Annotated in this window: 28 protein-coding genes, 1 pseudogene and 1 riboswitch; of the genes and pseudogenes, 15 read left to right on the forward strand and 14 right to left on the reverse strand. The window is 31.9% G+C overall.

Features of this window, described 5'->3' with window-relative positions; genetic code table 11:
- The first annotated feature begins 68 nt into the window (after positions 1–68).
- Positions 69–1325, forward strand: coding sequence for a phage/plasmid replication protein, II/X family (locus U9966_RS06975; protein WP_090920833.1), 1257 nt, complete (start codon positions 69–71; stop codon positions 1323–1325).
- A gap of 14 nt (positions 1326–1339) precedes the next feature.
- On the forward strand, positions 1340–1633 hold the full coding sequence (locus U9966_RS06980) for a single-stranded DNA-binding protein (RefSeq protein WP_090920831.1): 294 nt from the start codon (positions 1340–1342) through the stop codon (positions 1631–1633).
- A gap of 171 nt (positions 1634–1804) precedes the next feature.
- Here U9966_RS06980 and U9966_RS06985 read toward each other — a convergent pair.
- The 11 genes and pseudogenes from U9966_RS06985 to serC form a co-directional block, all read right to left on the reverse strand.
- Positions 1805–2230, reverse strand: a pseudogene (locus U9966_RS06985) (Sir2 family NAD-dependent protein deacetylase); the annotation flags it as partial.
- A 33-nt stretch (positions 2231–2263) separates the two neighbouring features.
- Entirely contained in the window at positions 2264–2692 is a 429-nt protein-coding gene (locus U9966_RS06990; protein ID WP_306346969.1) for a hypothetical protein, read from the reverse strand.
- Between the two features lie 46 nt (positions 2693–2738).
- Positions 2739–3092 (reverse strand): hypothetical protein, encoded by a 354-nt coding sequence (locus U9966_RS06995; protein WP_306346970.1) that lies wholly within the window; start codon positions 3090–3092, stop codon positions 2739–2741.
- Positions 3093–3125: 33 nt separating this feature from the next.
- Positions 3126–3377, reverse strand: a complete 252-nt coding sequence (locus U9966_RS07000; protein WP_306346971.1) for a hypothetical protein — start codon at positions 3375–3377, stop codon at positions 3126–3128.
- A gap of 117 nt (positions 3378–3494) precedes the next feature.
- Positions 3495–3824: a hypothetical protein gene (locus U9966_RS07005; protein ID WP_090922632.1), complete on the reverse strand. Its 330-nt coding sequence runs from the start codon at positions 3822–3824 to the stop codon at positions 3495–3497.
- Between the two features lie 45 nt (positions 3825–3869).
- On the reverse strand, positions 3870–4748 hold the full coding sequence (locus U9966_RS07010; RefSeq protein ID WP_306346972.1) for a hypothetical protein: 879 nt from the start codon (positions 4746–4748) through the stop codon (positions 3870–3872).
- 180 nt (positions 4749–4928) lie between these two features.
- Positions 4929–5888 carry a WG repeat-containing protein gene (locus U9966_RS07015; RefSeq protein ID WP_306346973.1) on the reverse strand — a complete coding sequence of 320 codons (960 nt, stop codon included), beginning with the start codon at positions 5886–5888 and terminating at the stop codon, positions 4929–4931.
- Between the two features lie 20 nt (positions 5889–5908).
- The gene (locus U9966_RS07020) at positions 5909–6571 is read right to left on the reverse strand and encodes a hypothetical protein (RefSeq protein ID WP_306346974.1); all 663 of its coding nucleotides are present in this window, start codon (positions 6569–6571) and stop codon (positions 5909–5911) included.
- A gap of 3 nt (positions 6572–6574) precedes the next feature.
- A complete protein-coding gene (locus U9966_RS07025; RefSeq protein WP_306346975.1) occupies positions 6575–7195 on the reverse strand; it encodes a hypothetical protein in 621 nt (206 codons plus the stop codon).
- A 20-nt stretch (positions 7196–7215) separates the two neighbouring features.
- Complete coding sequence (locus U9966_RS07030; protein ID WP_306346976.1) at positions 7216–7746, reverse strand: hypothetical protein; 531 nt, start codon at positions 7744–7746, stop codon at positions 7216–7218.
- Between the two features lie 471 nt (positions 7747–8217).
- Complete coding sequence (gene serC / locus U9966_RS07035) at positions 8218–9300, reverse strand: 3-phosphoserine/phosphohydroxythreonine transaminase (protein ID WP_306346977.1); 1083 nt, start codon at positions 9298–9300, stop codon at positions 8218–8220.
- A gap of 257 nt (positions 9301–9557) precedes the next feature.
- On the opposite strand from serC, the gene hemW reads away from it, so the two are divergent.
- Entirely contained in the window at positions 9558–10718 is a 1161-nt protein-coding gene (hemW, locus tag U9966_RS07040) for a radical SAM family heme chaperone HemW (RefSeq protein WP_306346978.1), read from the forward strand.
- A gap of 192 nt (positions 10719–10910) precedes the next feature.
- On the opposite strand, the gene U9966_RS07045 is transcribed toward hemW, so the two are convergent.
- A complete protein-coding gene (locus U9966_RS07045) occupies positions 10911–11630 on the reverse strand; it encodes an HAD family hydrolase (protein WP_306346979.1) in 720 nt (239 codons plus the stop codon).
- 256 nt (positions 11631–11886) lie between these two features.
- Between U9966_RS07045 and U9966_RS07050 the strand changes: the two genes are divergently transcribed.
- From U9966_RS07050 to gmhB, 11 genes are all read left to right on the forward strand, one after another.
- Positions 11887–12066, forward strand: a complete 180-nt coding sequence (locus tag U9966_RS07050; protein WP_306348167.1) for a hypothetical protein — start codon at positions 11887–11889, stop codon at positions 12064–12066.
- A gap of 104 nt (positions 12067–12170) precedes the next feature.
- Entirely contained in the window at positions 12171–12359 is a 189-nt protein-coding gene (locus tag U9966_RS07055; protein WP_306346980.1) for a hypothetical protein, read from the forward strand.
- On the forward strand, positions 12359–12580 hold the full coding sequence (locus U9966_RS07060) for a hypothetical protein (RefSeq protein WP_306346981.1): 222 nt from the start codon (positions 12359–12361) through the stop codon (positions 12578–12580). The genes U9966_RS07055 and U9966_RS07060 overlap by 1 nt, the downstream gene beginning before the upstream one ends.
- A 71-nt stretch (positions 12581–12651) precedes the next feature.
- Complete coding sequence (locus U9966_RS07065) at positions 12652–12942, forward strand: YrhB domain-containing protein (protein WP_306346982.1); 291 nt, start codon at positions 12652–12654, stop codon at positions 12940–12942.
- 31 nt (positions 12943–12973) lie between these two features.
- Complete coding sequence (locus tag U9966_RS07070; protein ID WP_306346983.1) at positions 12974–13168, forward strand: hypothetical protein; 195 nt, start codon at positions 12974–12976, stop codon at positions 13166–13168.
- Between the two features lie 246 nt (positions 13169–13414).
- A riboswitch (TPP riboswitch) is annotated at positions 13415–13505 on the forward strand.
- Between the two features lie 228 nt (positions 13506–13733).
- Positions 13734–14504 carry a 3-oxoacyl-ACP reductase gene (locus U9966_RS07075; protein WP_306346984.1) on the forward strand — a complete coding sequence of 257 codons (771 nt, stop codon included), beginning with the start codon at positions 13734–13736 and terminating at the stop codon, positions 14502–14504.
- A gap of 38 nt (positions 14505–14542) precedes the next feature.
- Positions 14543–15346, forward strand: a complete 804-nt coding sequence (gene thiM / locus U9966_RS07080; RefSeq protein ID WP_306346985.1) for a hydroxyethylthiazole kinase — start codon at positions 14543–14545, stop codon at positions 15344–15346.
- Positions 15336–16148 carry a bifunctional hydroxymethylpyrimidine kinase/phosphomethylpyrimidine kinase gene (gene thiD / locus U9966_RS07085; protein ID WP_306346986.1) on the forward strand — a complete coding sequence of 271 codons (813 nt, stop codon included), beginning with the start codon at positions 15336–15338 and terminating at the stop codon, positions 16146–16148. The genes thiM and thiD overlap by 11 nt, the downstream gene beginning before the upstream one ends.
- Positions 16138–16797, forward strand: a complete 660-nt coding sequence (thiE, locus tag U9966_RS07090) for a thiamine phosphate synthase (protein WP_306346987.1) — start codon at positions 16138–16140, stop codon at positions 16795–16797. Before thiD ends, thiE begins: the two co-directional genes overlap by 11 nt.
- Positions 16798–16978: 181 nt before the next feature.
- Positions 16979–17452, forward strand: coding sequence for a thioredoxin-dependent thiol peroxidase (gene bcp, locus U9966_RS07095; RefSeq protein WP_306346988.1), 474 nt, complete (start codon positions 16979–16981; stop codon positions 17450–17452).
- Entirely contained in the window at positions 17449–17994 is a 546-nt protein-coding gene (gene gmhB, locus U9966_RS07100) for a D-glycero-beta-D-manno-heptose 1,7-bisphosphate 7-phosphatase (RefSeq protein WP_306346989.1), read from the forward strand. Before bcp ends, gmhB begins: the two co-directional genes overlap by 4 nt.
- Positions 17995–18102: 108 nt before the next feature.
- Here gmhB and U9966_RS07105 read toward each other — a convergent pair whose 3' ends face one another.
- Both U9966_RS07105 and U9966_RS07110 read right to left on the reverse strand, forming a co-directional pair.
- Positions 18103–18405, reverse strand: coding sequence for a HigA family addiction module antitoxin (locus U9966_RS07105; protein ID WP_306346990.1), 303 nt, complete (start codon positions 18403–18405; stop codon positions 18103–18105).
- A gap of 9 nt (positions 18406–18414) precedes the next feature.
- Entirely contained in the window at positions 18415–18693 is a 279-nt protein-coding gene (locus U9966_RS07110) for a type II toxin-antitoxin system RelE/ParE family toxin (protein WP_090922676.1), read from the reverse strand.
- Between the two features lie 227 nt (positions 18694–18920).
- Here U9966_RS07110 and U9966_RS07115 point away from each other — a divergent pair, with 227 nt between their 5' ends.
- Positions 18921–19559 carry a TIGR02117 family protein gene (locus U9966_RS07115; protein ID WP_306346991.1) on the forward strand — a complete coding sequence of 213 codons (639 nt, stop codon included), beginning with the start codon at positions 18921–18923 and terminating at the stop codon, positions 19557–19559.
- Positions 19560–19674 lie beyond the last annotated feature (115 nt).

Consider the following 19674-nt stretch of genomic DNA (forward strand, 5'->3'; position numbering starts at 1 on the left):
AAAATTTGCATTTATAATATGTTACTAATATACTTGTTTACATTAAGTTTCCTAAATGAAGAATTTTAATGATTGATTTTTTGAAAATTTCTATTAGTTTTAAAGAAAGTGAATTGCTCATCCTTAATGATGGGGAGACTGCTTTTTTAAAAACGTCTTTAGAAGTTATTGCTAAAAAATCAGGATTAAAATTATCAGCTGGCAATGTTTCTTTTGAAATTGACGGTGATTTACACCTTTCAGAACTTCGCCATCCTTATGAACAATTACCAAGCCATTTTTCAACTTTAGCAATAAAGATATGGCAGGGGAGTGATAATCTTTCAAAAATGCCTTTTTTAGAATTAAAAGCAAGCCCAGCGAAACTATTACAGGGTCATAATGTTTTCGGTTCGACAAATATTGAACTTTGTGCTTTTGAAATGTTGAATACTCTTGCTGTTGGTCGTCCTGAACTTTATGAAATGTTAGATATATCCTCTGCAACAGTTGATTGGATTGATGTTACTTATTCTGCTCATATTCCTAATGATAGCCTACAAAAACAGTTAATTGCATTTTTAAAAAATATTCATTCAGGTCAATCAAAACAAACTAGATTTAACCGTGATTATGAAACAACAGTATGCTGGAACACAGGAAGCCGTAGAAGAACATTAAAAGCCTATTTAAAAGGTTATGAATTACATAGAAGAATAGGGGAGCTTCAAAACCAATTGATGAAGTGTAAATCTCCTTATTTAATGAACTCATTAAATATTTTAACTGATATTAGATTACAAGAATTTGCAAAGAAATGTGTTAGATTTGAAGCTAGATTATTACAACGTTATTTAAATGATAAACATATACCAAGAAATTTGTTTGATTTAATTAATTATCAAAAAGCTTATGAAAAAAATGGTGAAGATTTAATAAAAGATTTATGGATAGAAGCTTTTAAAGATATATTTGATGCGATTGGAGAAACAAAAATGAATGTTTATAATGAAGAAAAAATTATTAATTTATTACGTAAAAATTATTTAAAAATCACCCCTAAGGGTAATGTTAGTTATTCAAAAGCAGATCGTTTGTATGGGTTTTATGAGAGATTATTAGATCGTGGTTATGATAACGTTTATCGCTCTATGTCTCGTGAGACTTTTAGACGTAATTTGTATGATTTAATGGCGATCGGTCTTACAAAAGCACAATTACAAAATTTAAAATCTAAAGAAAAAAATAATATTATTCCGTTTATGAAATTAGTAGAAATTGATTTCACCCATCAAAAACCATCTTGGTATATTGAACCAAATTACACATATTTAAAAGCAGCTTAAAGGAGCGTTAATTAATGAAAGATCTATCAAATTATTTGTTAAAAGTTGAAATTTTACCTGACTCAAAAGTTGTTGAGCGTTCTGGGGTAAGTGAAAAAACGGGCAAAGAGTGGCACATTAAGACTCAGCAGGCTTATATTCATTTAGGTAAACCTTACCCTTCAGAATTTAAGATAAAGGTTCCTGACGGCTCTGAGCCTTATCCTGAAGGATTTTATTATTTACATCCTTTATCATTTAAAGTAAGTTCTTATTTAGATAATATACAGCTTAATGATATTGTACTTATTCCTGTTGATGAATATTAATCTCCTAAACTTCGCATAATGTATATTATGTTAAATAGGCAAATTAAACAAGTAAGTCGTGTTTTCATAATTATTTAATCTTCATTATATTTTTGGTTCATAATTTATCAACAAACTCAGGCACAATCTGGCTCGCTAATCCATAATAACCTTGTTTAAAAACAGAATGGGTACTTGTGGCGTATTACAACAACTGCACTTATCGTCAGAAGTAATCGCCTTTTCCCTGTGATACACCTTTCCTGATTTAACACAACGCACTTTTAACAATTCACCGTGCATATGAATTAAGTTTTTTGAGCCAGCTCGTTCGTGTAAATTATCCACATTTTGAGTGACTAAGAGAAAATCTTTACCTAATCTCTGCTCTAATTTAGCCAGTGAAAAATGGGCTGCATTAGGTTGAATTTGAGGATCAAATAACTTCTCACGACGTTGATTATAAAACTGTTGCACCAATTCAGGATCACGCAAAAATCCCTCAGGGGTTGCCACATCATCTATACGATGATTTTCCCACAACCCATCACTGGCTCTAAAAGTTTGAATACCTGATTCTGCTGAAATTCCAGCACCTGTTAATACAACGACTTTCATATTATTTCCTTATTATATTTTAACTCATACTTTTTAATTGAAAAATACACCATACTCCCCACCCCAATCTTTAGCTTCTTGGTCAATATTCCAATGCCAATAATTTTGTTCTGTACTAAAACCATCACCCACAAAATAACCATTTACTAAAATAAAAAAAGAAGCAAAAACTAACAGGAAGATAACCCCTATTTTATAAACTTTTGAGGGACATTTAATTTGTTTAACTACTTTATCAATAAAGAATAAAATCACACTCCAGATAAGTACATTTACGATTACACCATAAACACTATAATAATTTTCAAGAGATACCGCCCCCTGTTTTTTGTAAACAATAGGATTAGCCCAATAGGTCGGCAACCATTCATCACCAATAGATTGATAAGAAAAACCAAGGAGATTAGATAGTACTAAGCCTAATGCAATATATAAGATAATGGGGAGTGTGTATTTTTTCATTTTTATCGTACCTCTTATTAACTGAGTATTCCTGCAATACATAATTTTATTTTAAAAATCTAAATTTACTCTTGCACCAATTAAAAAACCCATCCTTTGAGTAATCATCCTCCATCGTCGATGGATATTTAATGATTTCCATTGCTATTTGTGGTATTTCAATATTAAACGTCTTTGTAACCCAATTCTCAAAATATATATTTCTTTCTAAATTTGGGTCTTCTTCATAAGGTGAAATACTAAACTCCTCTTCCCAACAAATCTCTGAATATCCGATTGCTAAAAACCTAATAAAATCCAACATATTATTTGCCAAAATACAAAGCAATGTAGATCCTGAACCTGAGCCTATATGAACTATCTTGATTTCATCAGTATCTGATGTCCATAAACCACACATCGAACCATCTGCACTGGTAGCAAAACAACAAAATCACTCTTTAAATTCAAGATCTTGGTTATCATCAAACCAATACCAAGTATCTTTTTCATCACAAGTAAATCGAATAATAGTCCCTTTAGGTTCACTTTGGGGAGAATAAAGGAAACCAATTCTTTTACCATTTTCATCATCAATATAAAAATTATTTTCCTCAATCCATTTATAAAGTAATCTTAATTCTTCAGGTATTCGCATATCCTTTGGCAATACATTTTCTAATTGAGTGATAAGCTTGCTTTTCATATTGATTGTCCTTTTTGTTTCGTTATATTTACTTACCGTTAAAATATTTTATGGCATTTTGTAAATTTTATTTAAAATCATACCGCTTTAATGACACTTTTCTTTTTTAAATTAAGTTTATTCCTCATTAATTCGATTTCCTTCATCAAAATAAAAAGAATTCTCTTTTAATTTCACAAAACCATTCTCATTTATTCCGATAAATAAACTACAATTATTTATTTCAGGTTGCCAACCATTGTCTAAACCATAAATAATAGCATTCATAATTGTTTTAGGTCTAATTTCAAAATGCCAACTGTAAGGATCAATATATAAAATACTATTTGGGTAATTCTCCTTAAATACTTTTATATATACATTTTTAATATAAATAGAATGTCTTTTTAACGTCCAAATATAAACATTATCTAATACTTTGATTTTTCTTTTGATTACTCTGCTCATATCTTATTTCTTTTTAAACGTTAATCACTTGAATAAATATAATTTTTACTTCAATTCAATGCTATAACCTAACTCTTTTGCTAGCTTTATAAAACTGGCAATGCTATGCGAATTCCACTGATTACAAGTTGCTATCTTTTCATCAATTAAGTTAATTGTTTGAACATCTTTTATATAATACCTTTTATATCCTGATTCAGAATAAATATTATAAGCCTTAGCGTATTTATCAAATATTCCATAATTTTTTTGATATTTATCTGGAAATACACTTTTTAATTCAGCAAAAGTGACATTAGGATTATCTTCAACATAAGCCTTAACAACTTCATTAACCAACTGGGCTTTATTAAGAATTTTAGATTTAAAGATAAATCTTGAATAATCTTTTGTTGAATAATTGAAAGAAAAATAGGTATCTGAAATAACAAATATATTATTATCTTCACTCCTGTATCTGCTCAAAACTATTCCTGCTATTGGTATCTCGTCATTATATTTATAACCATTTCTTAATTTTATTTGTAACTCTTCACTTATTGATGTTCCAACTAAAACACCAATCCATTTTGGTTCTTGATTATTTTCCCAATATTCTCCTATTTCAAGAATTTGCTTTCTTTCATCTAAATAATCTTCTAATTGCTTTAATGATTCAATATTAATTTCATTTAGTTTAAGCTCGACGATACTTAAATATTCAGCACCATACGATGCTAGAATATCTATTCGCCCATCTCTATTTCTTCTTCCTTTTTTTAAAGCAATTTCTTCATCAAGTATAGCTACTTCTGTAAAATTTTCTTGGTCAAGCGTTAAAATATCTTCATTTTCTATAAGATAAGCCTCCATTGCCAATTCTTTTTTGAAAGGGTATGGTTTTAATTCAATATTATTTGCTGTTACTTGTTTAAATATTTTCATTTTTTCTCTTTAATGATTACTAATAATTTAGGTATATGAAATAGTAAATAAAAAATACTCTCATTTGGAGTTAGTGTATTTTAGTCTTTTATGCTTAAAAAGTTCATTTTTATTAAACTCAACTATCCTCTTTAAATCTACAAGTATTTGCAAATTTTTCTCTTAATCTACCCGCTTAAATCATTCAATAAATTTATTTGGGTTATCGCTATGCTTTTGTTGATATTCTCTTGCTGCTTGAGTTTGTTTTTGTAACCATTCTGTAAAAGGTATTTTCTTACCGCTGTATGCAACAGCAAAAATTGATTTGCCATCTTGTGAAACTAAAAACTCACCATCAGTAGGGATTTTGCGGTTATCGTAACTATACACAAGATAAAAAGGAAAATATTTACTCGGTCGTTCAACAATTTCAAAGTGTAAAACTTTTGGTTTAGCTAATGAATACACATTAACGTAGTAAATATCAGCCAATAGTTTCATTTTTTGTTGAAAGACGTTAAGTATTTTCTGCTCTTTTTCTGAATAATTAAAAGGATAAGGGTAATAATTTTCGTGAATTTTTACATCTTTCTCTTGAATTGGTTTAGATAAGGGAGCAACCTTTTCCCCTTTTTTATTAATAAAGCCCCATTTCCCATCCACGACTGTTTTATGATCTTCTCCTGCTTTTTTCCAATAACAGCCATCACAAACACTGGCATAACCATAATTAAAGGGTGAGGAAAAATCAAACTGAGGTTGAATAACAATTTCCCCCTCTCTATTTGCAAAACCAATTTTGCCATTTTTAACAATACGTTGATAGCCCTCCACTCGATAATCTGCTCCATTATCGTACCAAAATGTTTGGTATAGATACTCTCCTTTACGATTAAACACACAGCCAAAAGTATGTGGCTCTTGTTTAATGTTTTTAGGGCAGCCTACAAAGGATAATAAGGTATCTTCAACCACTGTGCCATCTTCAGTGCCACTATAATTGAGAAACTCCGCTGGAATAATAATATTACCATTTTGATCTTTTACGCCTATTTTATCTTTTGCATTGTCAGTAAAATAAAATAACGTTTCTTTATTTTGTGCAAATGCTGAAAATGAACAGCATATTAGGATAAATGTTATTAGTTTTTTAATCATTGTGATAATCTCTTTTAGGTTTACTCTTTATTTTCACTCATTAACTCATACGAAGAAAATAATAAACTAGGTTTTATATTTGGGTAATAAAGCTTTTCTGGGTTTGCTACTTTTAATACTTTATTGCCAAAATGAATAAACTGCTCATTATCTTTGATTTCAACAGTGTATTTTGCTTTAAATTTTAAATTCTTTTTATGGGATTTTTTAGCAAAATATTCTTCGCTTGATTGTTCATAAAAGTAAGCAAATCCTTTACTAAATCTAACATAAAAAACTCGTTTTATAGAAAAGTTTTTCATATCTGGAGAAGGATTTTCTCCCAAAACATCAGTATAACGAAACACCTTGCCATCTAAATACTCTTTGCTCAGATAAGGACTTGTTAGTTGGAGTGAAAATAAAGCTATATGTAAGATAAGAAAAACGACCAAAAGCCACTTACAAATATTTCTAAAAAACATCAAAACTAAAAATAAAATTCCAAATAAAACGCTCATAAGAGCAAGTAGCAAAACATAATATCCATATAAAACCGTGTAATACTTGATGAAAAATTGATTTTTTATTTCAACAGGAATAAGTTTGATATTTAAAATTCCCTCAGGAAAATAAAAAATTGCCAAAAAAGTAAAAGCAACTACCATTAAACCAATTATGCTAAATTTAAATTTTTTTATCATTATTTACTCCGTTACTCTGTGCAATTGTTTTTGTTCCTCAAATACTCGCAATAAATCATCTTTGGGGATAATCATCGGCGATGAAATATAAATAAACATTGAGAAAAATGGCACGTGCATAAATGAACAGGTTAATTGCTTATCAGCAGGTTGTAATTGCTTGATAATTTTTTCTTGTATATGTTGGGCGTGTAATGAGTGATCTTCATAGGTAGAACAACCACAAGCATCTATAAATTTCTCCTCTTCTTCTTTGCTCTGAATTATAAACTCCTCGTTATAAGTAAAACTTGTAGTATAAAGAAATCCATTATTATAGGGTTTTACAGAATTTTTATCCGTCAAGGCGTACATTGCCTCTTGGGAATGTGTCCAATCTCGCTTTGTGATTTTAGGCTTGTCTTTTACATAACACTGCATATTACGAATATCCTTATACAAAGGCTGGCGTAAATCACGATCTGACCAAAAAGTAAGCCTAAAATAGCGTGGGTCTTCCTTATCCACTGCAATGCTATGATACGAAAATTGTTTTGTCAGAATGTCGCGTACCTCACTGCCATTGAATAGTAATTGACAGCCTGATAACAATAATGTGGTGGATAATATGAGTAGTTTTTTCATTTTATTACTCTTTTGTAGAATTAATCTGTATTTTCATTCTTAATCTTATATTGAATATATCGTTTTAAATTATCTAATTTTTCCTCTTTTGTTCCCGTTCCATCTGTTTCTATGACTTCAAAATTAATAAATTTTCTGTTATACCATTTTCTTCTTTCCAAAAAAGGATAGAAAAGAGAGGTTTCACTAATAATCAATGTATCACTGCTTGGAGGAAGGGTAAATGGACGATACACATAGGCATTAAATAGTCTGTCATCTACTTTTATAAAATAAAAACTATCATTTCTATAAAAAGTACTCATTATCGCACCGATAAAATAAACTAAAATAATCAGCGAATACAAGGTGTTAATAAAACAGACAATGCCTTTAACAACACCTGTTTCAATTTTGTAGCGTTCTTTAAAGGTGAAATAAACAAGAAGCATTAAACAGATGATATCCGTCCAAAAGCCAATTAATGAAATCCCTAAAAAGATCATCGACATCATATAGACTGCTGTCAATATTGTTAAAACTATTGAGATATTTTTATAAATTTTATTCATTTAATACTCTACTGGTTTATCTTTAAACTATTATTGTTGTAAATTTAACTGCTTTCATCTTACCAAATTGTTAATCTTGTTGCTATTTTATTTTATTGTGATTTAGTTAAGATTGCGTTATGCTCGAAAGTTATACCAATTTGGTCATCTAGGTAAAGTGAAAGGAGTAATAATGATGATGAAAAGGTTGCAAGCTATTGTTAATAAAAAATTGTTGATGGCAAAATTCCAGCAAAATCAATCTCGCCAGAAGCAGGCACATTAATACTATTTCGTGGGCGTAATTCAATACATAGGGTTATACCTACTGTTGGCGATAAAACTCGAATGCTATCGGTACTTGCTTATAATAATGCTCCAGATGTCGCATTATCCGAATCAGCAAGAATGACTTTTTATGGGCGTTTAGTTTATATCGAGCAACGGGCGGATATACGCAAACTGCGTTTGCTAATCACGCCCCTACGCGAATTAGCTATAACGCTCTTCAAACTCTTTCATAAAGCTAATCAACGCATCAACCCCCTCTATTGGCATTGCGTTATAGATAGAGGCTCGCATTCCACCCAGTACTTTATGTCCTTTCAACGCTTGTAAGTTATTTTCCAATGCTTCAGCCACAAATTTTGTGTCTAACTCAGGATTGCCTGTGACAAATGTCACGTTCATTCTAGAACGGTTTTGAGGAGAAACAACATTTGAAAATAGTTTACTTTGATCAATAAAATCATAAAGCTTTTGAGCCTTAGCGATATTCTGTTTTTCAACTTCTCCTACGCCACCTAAGGCTAATAAATGTTTAAACACTAATGAACAGAGATACCACGCAAAAGTCGGTGGCGTATTAATCATTGAATCCGCTTTTTGTTGAACCGCATAATCCCAAACTTGTGGAGTGTTTGGCATTGCTGTGCTAATCAAATCATTGCGAATAATCACAATGGTAATGCCTGATGGACCTAAATTCTTTTGCGCCCCTGCATAAATCACCCCAAATTTAGAAATATCAATTTGACGGGAAAGAATAGTAGAAGACATATCTGCCACTAACACGCCATTCCCTACTTTTGGTACGTCAAAAATTTCTACACCACTGATAGTTTCATTCGGGCAATAATGTACATAGTCATACTGCTCTGCCACATTTTCAAAATCTAACTCTGTTACCGCTGTTTTTTCACTTTGAGGATCTAAGATATCAACTTCTGTGACTTGGGTATATTTACGCCCTTCTGCTGCTGCCATTTTCGACCAATGACCACTTGTTAAATATAATGCCTTACCTTTCTTGGTTAAATTCATCGGAATAGCCGAGAACTGCCCTTTTGCACCACCTTGTAAAAAAAGAATTGAGTAATTATCAGGAATACCATATAAGGCTCTTAAATCTTTATCAGACTGCTCTGCCAACTCCATAAAAGGTTTCCCTCGATGGCTCACTTCCATTACCGAAACCCCTAAATTATTCCAATTCATCAACTCTTGCTGTGCTTGTTGTAAAACCGCTTGAGGGATCATTGCAGGACCTGCACTAAAATTATAAACTTGTGCCATATTTGCTCTCTTTATTTTCTATAAATGTTTTGTTATAAAAGATAGTCTATTTTTATCATCTTAGACTGGGATAATCAATGCCTTTTTGAGTTTATTACAGAGCAAGTTTAGGGCAACCGCAAACTTTTACCTATTGATTTTAGAAATTATTATGTGAAGGAATAAAAAATATCTGGCATTGAATTAAGTACGGATAAAACTAGGACGTCATACCCCGTATTGTGTATAATTATCCTTTTATAAAATAAACTTTTTTAATGAACATTATTCTTCCTCCTTTAAGCCTCTATATCCATATCCCTTGGTGTGTGCAAAAATGCCCTTATTGTGATTTTAACTCACATGCTCAAAAAGGGATTATTCCCGAAGAGGATTATATTCAGCATTTGTTAAAAGATTTACATCAGGATCTAATCCGTCATCAAAGTGCAATACAACAACGTAAACTACACTCTATCTTTATTGGAGGGGGAACGCCAAGTCTGTTTTCACCGCAATCTATTGCTTATTTACTCAATGAAATTAAGCAGTTAATTGATTTTGATGATAATATTGAAATTACCTTAGAGGCAAATCCCGGTACGGCAGAAGCAGAAAAATTTATTGGTTATGCAGAAGCAGGTGTTAATCGTCTTTCTATGGGTATTCAAAGCTTTGAGCCTGAAAAATTATTAAAATTGGGACGTATTCACGATGGTAATGAGGCAAAACAAGCGGTACGATTTGCACAACATTCTGCAAAATTTGGTTTAAAAAGTTTTAATATGGATTTAATGCACGGTTTACCCAATCAATCTGTAGATCAAGCATTAAGCGATCTAAAACAAGCCGTTGAACTCTCCCCGCCTCATTTATCTTGGTATCAACTGACTATTGAACCGAATACCTTATATTATTATCGCCCACCTACGTTACCTGATGACGATGATTTATGGGATATTTTTGAACAAGGGCATCAAATTTTAACGAATGCAGGTTATGAGCAATATGAAACCTCTGCTTATGCAAAAAAAGGGTTTCAATGTAAACATAATTTAAACTACTGGCGATTTGGTGATTACCTTGCGATAGGTTGTGGTTCTCACGGTAAAATCAGTTATTCTAATGGTGAGATTTATCGTTTCAACAAAACCAAACATCCTAAAGGCTATATGCGTGGTGACTATTTATATGAAGAAAATCAAATAGAAATTGATGACCGATCATTTGAATATTTTATGAACCGCTTTCGTTTGCTCGAAGCTACACCTAAAATAGAATTTGAACAATATACAGGACTAAATCGAAACAGTGTCACGCTAGAAATTGAAAAAGCCATTGAAAAAGGCTATATAATAGACACCATTAACCACTGGCAAATTACCCATAAGGGGAAATTATTTTTAAATGAGCTTTTAACGATTTTTTTGAAAGATTGATAATTATGATTAGTACTATGTAGCGAATGGAATAACCGACTATAAAAATGTAATAAATTAAAGATCGGGAGCATATACGCAAATTATGTTTACTAAAGCTCTCCCACAATATATTTATTAATCAATGAGCTATATTTTACTATGAAATATAGCGGTGATATTAAATTCAAAATTTACAAATCTAATATTTTATTAGCTTAAAAACCATATATTCAATGTATTGTATTTATAAATCTCAACCAACCCCTTCGTACTTGAAGACTCTGCAACAAAATCAACAATATCTTTTATTTGCTGACTAGCATTATTCGGACAAGCTTTATACCCACAAAGTGATATAAAACCAAAATCACCCATTGAATCCCCTACTCCAACGGACTCTTTAAGGTTGATATTAAATTTTTCAGCTAGCCATAACAACGCATTTTCTTTGTTAATATTAAGGGGCGTAATATCTACTGCGGTTGTTGAATGTGCGATATTAACTCCTTTCAGATCAATTTTATCTAAAATTAGGCTATATAGTTGTTCAATACTTATGCCGATTGGATTTAAGCTGATACAAATTTCTTTACCTAATTCAAGTTTAGAAATATTGGTAAACTCAGGTGATATCGTTAAAATTTCTTGAATTTCTTTTAAATGCTGTTTTGTTTCAGGTGTTATATTAGGATTATAAATAATCTCTTCCGTTTCTGTATGGTAAATATAAGCCCCATTTTCACAAATACACCAAGTTTTTAAATCCAACATTTGTGCAATCGCTTCAACATAAAGTGCAGAACGTCCAGTACATAACATTGTTCCCCGCTCTGCTTTGTGTATTTGCTGTTTTAATTGGTTTAAAGAAATGAGATCAATAGGTTGTCCTTTTCCATCGGTAATACAACCATCAATATCTAAAATAAACATAAATCCCCTTAATTATATAATATTGAGTCATAGTATATACCAAATTAAATTCTGTTATAAATCTATCTGAGCCAGTGTTATCAAAATTTTTTGAGTTTTTTTCTTAAAAAACATTCCCCATAAAGATATTGATTACGGCAAGTTAGCCCAAGAAACAAATTTCTATTCTGGTGCAGATATAAAAGGGATTGTCGATAAAACAACGGAAGTCGTTTTAGATGAAATTCTTGAAACAGGTAAAGAGCGTGACGTTGTGATGGAAGATTTACTTGGAGTGATTGCCACCACAAATTCAACGGTACTCCATTGGTTTAAATTGGTCGAAAATGTGCTAGATTATGCCAATGAAACGGGCGAATATGATGAAGTGGAAGAATTTGTACAATTTAATAAACCAAATAAACCTAAGAAGAAAAGATTAATGGGATTTTTGTAAATAAATAATTTGCAAATTTTTATTAAAATCTAACCGCTATCTATTTGTTTTGTAACAAAGCAAAATAAAAATATCAAACAAATAATTGATGAGGATTTACAAGAATGAACACTATAGAACCCCAATTTAGATATGGAACAGAAAAGGCAATTAGAGAATTATCAATTAAGTTTAATTATCCCTGTCATAAAGGTATGCAAGATTGGGCGTATGAAGTTGCTAACCCAAAAGATATAGAAAATTTTTTAGTTCTTATAAAGAAGAGACAGATGAAGATAAAAAGTTTGTTTTAATGGAAATGATGCTTCAAGCGTTGGATGAAATTGAAAATCAAGAAGAATTTGACAAAAATTGGCGTATTTTAAAACCTATCATTAACCAAGATTTTTATATTCACGAATACACCATTTATTATTGGTGTTTTTGGGGTTATAAAGAGTCAGATTGTTGGGAAATAACTTTGTATATAAGAGAATTATGGAAAGAAATTAAAAATAAATGTACAACAATGTAGATACATATATTTGGAAGTTTAATCCTACTCTACTCTGCTATTCGTCAATGTAAAAAAGAAGAAGGAATAAAATGATAACGAAACAATACGCACAAAACAAAATAGAAAAATTATTAAAAAGTGATTTTAAAGATCAAGTTGTTATTCTTGAAGAAGCTACCATAGAAAGCAAATTTTGTTGGGTGTTTTTTTATCAGTCCAAAAAATACATTGAAACACAAGATTTTTCATATCAGCTTGCAGGAAATGCACCTTATATTGTAAGTAAAATAGATGGAGCTATTGAAGAAACAGGTACAGCATATAATATAGCGCATTATATTGATATATTTGAAAATAAGATGAAACGTTCAAAAATATAAAATAAAAGAAGTAATAAAAAGGAGGTAAATAATGAATAAATTTGATTTGAAATTTCTAAAAGAAAATGATGAAAGTGATTGGGTTAATTTAATTGATGAAAATATAAGACATAAACCGCCATCAGAATGGAGTAAGGAAGAGAAAATTTTTTATCCAATAATGTTTTGGCATTCGTGTATGTCTGCTGGATTTTCTGAATACTATCAGTTTTGTGACAATTTTTAACTAAAGTGCAGTTACACAGTTTAGGAGACAGTCTCGAATATAGCGGGTAGATCAAATCAAAAATTTACAAATTTAATATTTCATAATAGACAGGTTATGCCCTGCTTACACAATAATATATTTATATATCAATTACTTATATTAAAAGCCAATAGAATATAGCGGTCACATCCCATTTAAAATTTACAAATATACTCCCTTACAATAAACCTCTTGCAATCACACTTTAATTCACTATAATGACGCAGAATTTAGTCGGGGTGCTGTAACAAGCTGAGAAATACCCGTTGAACCTGAAACAGTTAGCACTGACGTAGGAAACTAGAATGAAATTCTTATCTTTTCAATTTTATTTTCAAATAGTTATGATGCTTATTAACTTACATTTAGTAGGTTAATATGTCTATCATTTTCTCTATTCATATAGTGGCTTGTACCTTACAAGCTTATACTACTTCATACTTAATTTCGATCAAGCACTGCTCTGTTTCTGTTTTTCAAACACTACTCTCTCGGCTATTTTCAATTAAATTTATTACACTTTAAATGACTGAGAGGAATATTTATGTCAAATGTAAAAACACTAAATGAACAAGTTGTTATTATCACTGGTGCTGGGCGAGGTTTAGGTGCGTCTATTGCAAAATCTTTTGCTCGAGAGGGGGCAAAAGTAGCCATTAATTACCGTAATAGTAAAGAACAAGCTGAATTACTTGCTGACGAATTAGGCAATAACGCTATTGCAGTACAAGGAGATGTAAGAGATAGAGAAAGTATTGCTCAAATGTTACAAACAGTGATAGAAAAATTGGGAGAGCCTACAACATTAGTGCATAACGCCCTTGCTGATTATCGTTTTAATGGTGATTTACGTGACACTATTGAAAGTTTAACTGAAGAAAGATTACTGCAACAACATAAAACAGCAGTAGTTGGCGCATTAAATATGATACAAGCAGTTGTTCCATATATGGAAAAATCCCATTTTGGTCGAATTATTACAATTGGTACGAACTTATTTCAAAATCCTGTGGTGCCGTATCACGACTATACATCAGCAAAAGGAGCATTATTGGCACTTACCCGTACTGCTACCAAAGATTTGGGTAGCAAAGGTATTAGTGTCAATATGGTTTCAGGGGGATTATTAAAAACAACAGATGCCAGTTCAGGCACACCTGATGAAGTATTTGATTTTATTGCTCAATCAACTCCCTTAGGCAGTGTAACTACTCCTGATGAATTAGCAGATACGGTCTCATTCTTTGCAAGTCCGTGGGCAAGAGCCGTAACAGGACAAAATCTGATTGTTGATGGCGGCTTAGTCTTTGGTTAATTTGTGCTTATAAACATTAATTTTAAAAAGGAAATAGAATGGAAACACAATTAATCTCTAAAATACGTCAGCAAAATCCATTAATACATAATATTATCAACATTGTGGTGGCTAACTTCTCTGCTAATGGTTTGTTGGTATTAGGTGCTTCACCGATTATGTCTGATTCATTAGAAGAAATGCACGAACTTCCTGCTTTATCTAATGCTTTGGTTATCAATATGGGAACATTGAGTGAACCACAAATTCAGGCAATGATTTTGGCAGGAAAAACGGCTAATTCAGTAAATGTTCTCGTTGTTTTTGATCCTGTTGGGGTAGGTGCAACATCATTTAGAAAAAATACCGCTAAACGTATTCTTGATGAAGTGAAATGTGATCTTATTCGAGGTAATGCAGGTGAAATTGCCTATTTGGCTGGTGTTGAATGGAATGCCAAAGGAGTTGATGCTGGGAAAGGTGACGCTGATTTAAGTGAAATAGCCAAAATTGCTGCTCAAAAATATCATTGTATTGTCGCAATCAGTGGTGAAATTGATTATATCAGTAATGGTAAACAAGTGGCTAAAATTGAAAATGGTACACCGATGTTACCTAAAATTACAGGCTCTGGCTGTTTATTAAGTGCGGTATGTGGTGCATTTTTAAGTGTTGTAGATAAAAAAGATTACTTTACCGCTGTTATCAATAGTTGCTGTGCTTATGCGATTGCAGGTGAAATAGCTGCAACTTCTCTAAATTTAACAGAAACAGGTGACTTTTATGTGAAATTTATCAACTCACTTGGTGCATTAAATGATGAAATGGTACGAAAAAATGCGAGGATAAGTTATGAAAATTAATCAAGTTTTAACTATTGCAGGTTCAGATAGTGGCGGCGGTGCAGGTATTCAAGCTGATTTAAAAACCTTTCAAATGCGTAAAGTGTTTGGAACGTCTGTTATTACAGCAATTACAGCTCAAAATACAACAGGTGTTTTTGATATTCATCCTATTCCTTTAACAACCATTGAATCACAACTAAAAGCAATTGCTGATGATTTTGATATTAAAGCCTTTAAAATAGGAATGCTTGGTACGGCTGATGTGATTGAGTGTGTAGCAAATGCTTTACAAAAGTATCATTTTGGAAAATTAGTGTTAGATCCTGTGATGATTGCAAAAGGTGGCACTTCCCTACTGCAAGAAAATGCAATTACAGCCTTAAAACAGAAATTATTACCTTTTGCAGATGTTCTTACACCAAATTTACCTGAAACCAAAGTACTTACAGGTATTGATGTGGTTGATGAAAAAACAGCATTGACAGCAAGTTTAATTTTACAAGATATGGGGGTAAAAGCAGTTTTAATTAAAGGTGGGCATACTGAACACTTTGCAGGAAGCACATCAAATGACTGGCTTTTTAATAATGGTACTTGTACAACATTAACAGCCAAACGTTTTGACACACCACATACTCACGGCACTGGTTGTACCCTTTCTGCTGCAATTACCGCTGAACTTGCTAAGGGACAAAGTATAGAAAATGCAGTACGAACTGCGAAGCAATTTATTAGTGCAGCAATTAGTCATCCGCTTAATATAGGTTCACAACACGGTCCTGTTAATCACTGGGCATACGGAGAAGAAAATGAAATTTAATACTGACATTTTACAAGTTTATTTTGTTGCTGGCACACAAGATTGTCGCCACCTTGAAGGCAATCCAACTGGAAATTTAATCACTATTTTAGAAGACGCTCTAAAAGCAGGGATTACTTGCTTTCAATTACGAGAAAAAGGGAAATATTCGTTACAGGATCGTGAAGAAATAAAGTCTTTTGCAATAAAATGTCGTGATCTGTGCCGAGCTTATCAGATTCCTTTTATAATGAATAATGATGTAGATTTAGCGATTGAAGTTGGTGCTGATGGCGTACACGTAGGACAAAAAGATGAACCTATAAAAAGTGTCATTAAACGTTTTTCACATCTTGGTTTTATTGGTTTATCTTGCAATAGCCTTGAAATTGCACAAAGTGTTAATGACTTAGATGGACTTTCTTATTTAGGCGTTGGTCCTATTTATGAAACCTTTACCAAAAAAGATGTAGGCTCAGCAAAAGGCACACAATTTTTAGATCAACTTAAAGAAACTGGTATTACTAAACCATTGGTTGCAATTGCAGGTATAAATGAACAAAATGTAGCAGATGTTTTACTTAAAAAAACTGATGGAATTGCTATTGTCTCTTCGATGATTTCATCTACTGATCGTAAAAAAACAGTCTGTGCATTAAAAGGAAAATAAATTAATCTAGCTATAATTGTTCATAAAAAGTGATTTTTTATAAAGAACATTAAATTTATCACAATATAGTGGTAGAATTAAAATTATTACCCCCACCCTAGCCCTCCCCCGTAAACGGAGGAGGGAATATAGCTAGGCTAGGAGGTGGTAAAATTGCACAATTAATTTATAGGATAACCAAATGAATATACTACAACCCAACTCCCCTGCCCCACTTTTTACACTTTTAGATCAAAATGAAAAAGCAGTCTCATTAACAGATTTTAAAGGTAAAAAAGTCTTAGTTTATTTCTATCCACGAGCAATGACACCCGGTTGCACGACACAAGCCTGTAGTTTACGTGATAGTAAAACTGAATTAGATGAATTAAACGTGACAGTGTTAGGTATTAGCCCTGATTTACCTCAAAAGTTGGCTAATTTTGAGCAGAAAAAAGAACTGAACTTTACGCTACTTTCCGATCCTGATCATAAAGTTGCCGACGCCTTTGGTGTGTGGGGTGAGAAGAAATTTATGGGAAGAACCTTTGATGGTGTGCATCGTATCAGCTTTTTGATTGATGAAAGCGGTATCATTGAACAAGTTTTTTGCAAATTTAAAACTAAAGAACATCATCAAGTGGTAATGGATTATTTAAAAGGAAAAATGCTATGAAACAAAAAGCGATTTTCCTCGACCGTGACGGTACATTAAATATAGATTATGATTATGTTCATAAAATTGATGATTTTGATTTTATTGAAGGGGTCATTCCAACCTTAAGAAAATTCAAAGAAAAAGGCTATTTATTGGTTTTAGTTACCAATCAATCTGGTATTGGTCGTGGTATTTTTACAGAAGAGCAATTTTTAGAATTAACTCAATGGTTTGATTGGTCTTTAGCAGAACAAGGCATTGATTTTGATGGTATTTATTACTGCCCTCATCACCCTGAAAAAGCCTTAGGTGAATACAAACAGGAATGTGATTGTCGCAAACCAAAGCCAGGAATGTTCCTTCAAGCAATTAATGAGTTAAATATCGATCCTGCTCAGTCATTTATTGTGGGTGATAAGCTAAGTGATATTCTTGCAGGTGAGAATGCAGGCGTTAAAACCAAAGTGCTTGTTAGAACAGGGCATAAATTAACAGAAGAAGGTATTACAAAAGCAGATTATGTGTTGGATAGTTTGGTGGATTTATTGAAAATATTGTAAATTAAGCGGTGTGGTTTTATAAAAATTTGCAAATTTAATAAAGAGACATCTTGGATAATATAATTTATGAATTAATCTTATCCAAGATGTCTCTTTAATTGTTATATCCTAAACACAACTCATATTAATAGGCGTAACCTGATAATCTTTTTGTTTCTGCTCAGCAACCCATAAATCATAAGTGGCTTGTTGATGTAACCAACTTTCAGGGCTAGGACTATTCTCCCCTAACCATTTATGTAAACGAATTGCCATATCCGCACTTATTGCAGATTTGCCATTTAGCAATCGTGACAATGTAACTCTATTTATACCTAATTGCTTTGCTGCCTGTGTAACACTCAAACCAAGTTCGGGTAAAATGTCTTCTCGTATCATCTCTGCTGGATAAGGGGGATTATACATCTGCATTTATTCTCCTTAATGATAATCTTGATAATCAACAACCTGTGCGTGTCCATTTTCTATTTTAAAAGTAACTCGCCAATTTCCATTTACTTTAACACTCCAATGATCTTTTAAATTACCAGATAATTGATGTAAATTTAAACTTGGTACATTCATATCTGTTGGACAAGTCGCACTATTCAATCTTGCTAAAATACGTCTTAATTTTCCTGAATGAGCAACTACAATCCCTGCTGTACTTCCCGTTTTATAAAACTTTTCTAGCCCTTTATGTTTAAATGAAATAATCATTATACACAACCTTTACTTATAATAAATTGTAGCCTACAACACTACACAAGGCAACCGTTTTATATTGTGCCGTAAAAATAAATGATTAAATTATTTAACCTTATTTTCTCGATAAAGGTCGCAAAAATAACATTACAAAAGCACGTCTTCATTGACATAGTGTGAGTTTTAGATAAAGTATTAACGCTATTTGTAAATAAGCTTATCATTAATAGAAAGGTATCTTTATGAAAATACTACGCAAACTTATTTTAACTTTCTTATCTATTCTTACTACCTATATCGTTGTTTCCCTTATTTTAGGTTCAATTACCGTTGAACGAACTAATCACTTCTCTACTCCAAATCAATCTATTTATTTAACGAGTAATGGCATTCATTTGGATATTGTGTTGCCTAAAGAGGGGGTGAGTCCATCGCTATTGTCTGATATCGAATATTATCCTACGGATCGCTATTTAGCTTTTGGTTGGGGCGATGAAAATTTTTATCTCAATACGCCGACGTGGAAAGATCTCACATTCAAAACGGTATTTAAAGCCATTTTCCTTAAAAGTACCGCATTATTGCACGTTACTCGATACCAAGAAACATCCCCGAATTGGGTGGAAGTGAAAGTCACAACAGCAGAATTACAAAAATTAAATCATTATATTGCAAATTCATTTATCACTGATAACGCAGGGAAGAAAGTATTACTCAAAGATAAAGGTTATACATTTAGGGATTATTTTTACAAAGCGAAAGGCAGCTATTCAATGTTTAACACCTGTAATAGTTGGGCAAATAATGGATTTAAACAAAGTGGTTTAAAAGCCAGTTTATGGACACCTTTTGATTTTGGACTTTTAAATAAATATCGATAGCGGTAACTTCTTGTTAAAAATTTGTATATTTTTTATAACAGTGTTTTATGTCTAAATTTAGTGAATCAAACGCCTGTGCTATGTTAAACTAACGCAATACTTTATTCTATTTTTT

This window comes from Pasteurella atlantica, from assembly GCF_963693435.1.
Lineage (GTDB): Bacteria > Pseudomonadota > Gammaproteobacteria > Enterobacterales > Pasteurellaceae > Phocoenobacter > Phocoenobacter atlanticus.